This window comes from Cohaesibacter celericrescens (assembly GCF_002866925.1).
GTDB classification, from domain to species: domain Bacteria; phylum Pseudomonadota; class Alphaproteobacteria; order Rhizobiales; family Cohaesibacteraceae; genus Cohaesibacter; species Cohaesibacter celericrescens.
In genome coordinates this window covers 1-2,727 of record NZ_PKUQ01000037.1, presented here as the reverse complement: position 1 = coordinate 2,727, position 2,727 = coordinate 1, and the positions used below count along the sequence as shown (strand labels likewise).

Below are 2,727 nucleotides of genomic sequence, written 5' to 3'. Positions count from 1 at the left end.
GGTCTACACCTGCACTGAATGCTATTTCATTGATGCTGATGATCGTCTCTGGTGCGTTGGCTTTGATTTCTGTGTTTGTCCAAAAAGACAAAAGTCAAAAATAGCAAATTGGCACAATAATTCAAAACGCCGCGCAAGAAGACCTGCGCGGCGTTTTGAGTTGGTTTTGAGAGCGGGGGTCAAAATTCAAAGCTTGCCAGCGCAGTGTCAACCGCTTCGATAAGAGGGCCAAGATCCTGATCGATAGATACGATAACGACTGGTTCATCGTCGTCCGGCATCTCCAGCGTGTCTAGCTGACTATCGAGGAGGCTGACTGGCATGTAGTGGTCCTTGCGTGCGCTCATGCGTTCTAAAAGCAATGCGCGACTGCCGTTCAGCAGAACATAAACAACAGGCAACCCCAGCTGCTTGGATAAAAACTCCCGATAGCTTTTTTTAAGGGCTGAACAACCGCAAACAACGCCACCGGACATCTTTGTTTTTTCGAGCATGGTTTTGGCGAGTGTTTCGAACCAGGGCCAGCGATCGGCATCATTGAGCGGGATGCTTTGCGACATCTTGGCTACATTGGCTGCAGGATGATAGTCATCCGCATCCATGAAAGGCAAAGACCGACGCTGTGCAAGCGCAGCGCCGACTGTTGATTTGCCACACCCCGACACGCCCATGACGACAATGATCGGTGGGTTATTAAAGCGAGACTGTGATTCCGCCGTCAACATAGAGAACATGTCCATTCACAAAAGTAGATGCATTTGAGCTGAGGAAAACACAGGCTCCAACCAACTCTTCAACGTCGCCCCAACGGCCTGCTGGAGTGCGATTGCTCAGCCAAGATGTAAATTCTTCATCGGCGACCAATGCAGACGTGAGTTCTGTTTTGAAATAGCCCGGCGCCAGCCCGTTTATCTGCAAACCGTATTTGGCCCAATCTGTTGCCATGCCTTTGGTCAGGTTGGCCACGGCGCCTTTTGAACCCGTGTAGGGAGCAATGGAAGGCCGAGCCAATGCCGCTTGTACCGAGCAAATGTTGACGATTTTGCCAGCTTTCCGTTCGATCATATGTTTAGCGACTGCTTTCCCGACATAGAAAACGGAATTGACGTTCAATTTCATCAGGAAATCAAATTTGTCTACGGGGAAGTCTTCTAATTGCGAGCGATATTGCATGCCAGCGTTGTTGACCAGAATATCGATTGGCCCCACGTCAGCTTCAAAGGCGTCAATTTTTTCTGCAACCATCTCGGCGTTTGTTACATCAAAGCCGAGTTTGTGAACCGTTGCTCCGCCATCAGAGAGTTTCTTTTCGGCTTTATCCAGTCTAGCAGGGTCGATGTCATTGATTATGACCTCGGCACCGGCCTCAGCCAGTCCGCGGGCAAGTTCAAATCCAATGCCCTGTCCAGAACCAGTTATCAAAGCGCGACGGCCACTCAATCCAAATAAACTCTCGATATTCACCGGTTCTTCCTTTCGTTGTCGCAAGTATTAGAATTCTCTTGCAGAAATATATGGTATCGATATCATTGGCGTGAAATAAGGTGATGTCAACCCCTTTCATGTCATGGCGACTCTTTTCAATTGCGGGAACGGTCGGGTGAGAAAGTTGGATTGAATCGGGCGGTTGCTACTTGTGGTGACGTTGCTATTCTTCCGGCTAGGACAGCGAAATATTGGAGAAATGAAATGAAATCAGTTGTATGCTACGGGCCCAAAGACATTCGTGTCGAAGAAACCGAATTGGCTGCTGTCGGGGCGACGGATGTGCTGGTCAAGGTCGAGGCTGGTGGAATTTGTGGCTCTGATCTGCACTATTATCATCAAGGTGGTTTCGGTGCGGTTCGCATTCAGCAGCCTATGATTCTGGGGCATGAAATTGCGGGTACGGTCATTGAAACTGGTTCCGAGGTGTCCAATGTTTCACCCGGCGATTTGGTCGCCGTCAGCCCCAGCGTACCATGCGGTGAGTGTGAATATTGCCGCAAGGCGATGTTTAACCACTGCCTGGATATGCGCTTTTATGGAAGCGCAATGCGTATGCCCCATGTGCAAGGTGCCTTCAGTGAAAAAATAGTTGCAAAATCAACGCAATGTCATGCTTTCCCAAAAGGAACAAGTCCCTTTGAAGCCGCATGTGCAGAGCCCTTTTCTGTTGGTCTGCACGCTGTCAAACGGGCCGGATCTTTGATTGGTAAGCGGGTGCTGGTGACCGGAGCAGGGCCTATTGGTGCTCTAGTGGTTGCTGCTGCCAAAATTCACGGTGCCATTGAAATTGTTGCAACGGACGTTGTCGATGAAGCGTTAGAAAAGGTGCTTCTCTTGGGAGCAGATAAAGTCATCAACGTCGCGACAAACGCAGATGGCTTAAAAGTCTACGAAGCAGGAAAAGGTTACTTCGATGTGGTCATCGAGTGTTCTGGCAATCAGTCCGCGATGATCTCGGCTTTGGCTGTTATTCGTCCTGGAGGGCGCATGGTTCAGTTGGGCTTGGGGGGAGACGTCACGCTGCCTCAGAATGTCATTGTGGCAAAAGAAATTGAGATGTGTGGTTCGTTCCGTTTCCATGAAGAATTTGCTTGGGCAGTGGAATTGATTGGCTCCAAAAGAGTGCCTCTCGAGCCACTCCTAACCGGTGTGTTCCCTATGGAAGATGCTGTCAAGGCATTCGAGGCTGCATCAGATCGTAGCAAGTCTATGAAGGTACAAATCACCTTCTAGATCCTG

The 2,727-nt window shown here is 49.6% G+C and carries 3 protein-coding genes; 1 reads left to right on the top strand and 2 read right to left on the bottom strand.

Features of this window, described 5'->3' with window-relative positions; all coding sequences use genetic code 11:
- Positions 1–179: 179 nt before the first annotated feature.
- Complete coding sequence (locus C0081_RS16665) at positions 180–725, bottom strand: gluconokinase (RefSeq protein WP_101534991.1); 546 nt, start codon at positions 723–725, stop codon at positions 180–182.
- A complete protein-coding gene (locus C0081_RS16660) occupies positions 694–1,464 on the bottom strand; it encodes an SDR family oxidoreductase (RefSeq protein WP_101534990.1) in 771 nt (256 codons plus the stop codon). The genes C0081_RS16665 and C0081_RS16660 overlap by 32 nt, the downstream gene beginning before the upstream one ends.
- 225 nt (positions 1,465–1,689) lie before the next feature.
- On the opposite strand from C0081_RS16660, the gene C0081_RS16655 reads away from it, so the two are divergent.
- Positions 1,690–2,721 carry an L-idonate 5-dehydrogenase gene (locus C0081_RS16655; protein WP_101534989.1) on the top strand — a complete coding sequence of 344 codons (1,032 nt, stop codon included), beginning with the start codon at positions 1,690–1,692 and terminating at the stop codon, positions 2,719–2,721.
- The last annotated feature ends 6 nt before the right edge of the window (positions 2,722–2,727 follow it).

Bases quoted from the DNA above. Each gene is read 5' to 3' on its own strand.
- C0081_RS16665 (WP_101534991.1), bottom strand. From the start codon at position 725: ATGTTGACGGCGGAATCACAGTCTCGCTTTAATAACCCACCGATCATT.
- C0081_RS16655 (WP_101534989.1), top strand. From the start codon at position 1,690: ATGAAATCAGTTGTATGCTACGGGCCCAAAGACATTCGTGTCGAAGAA.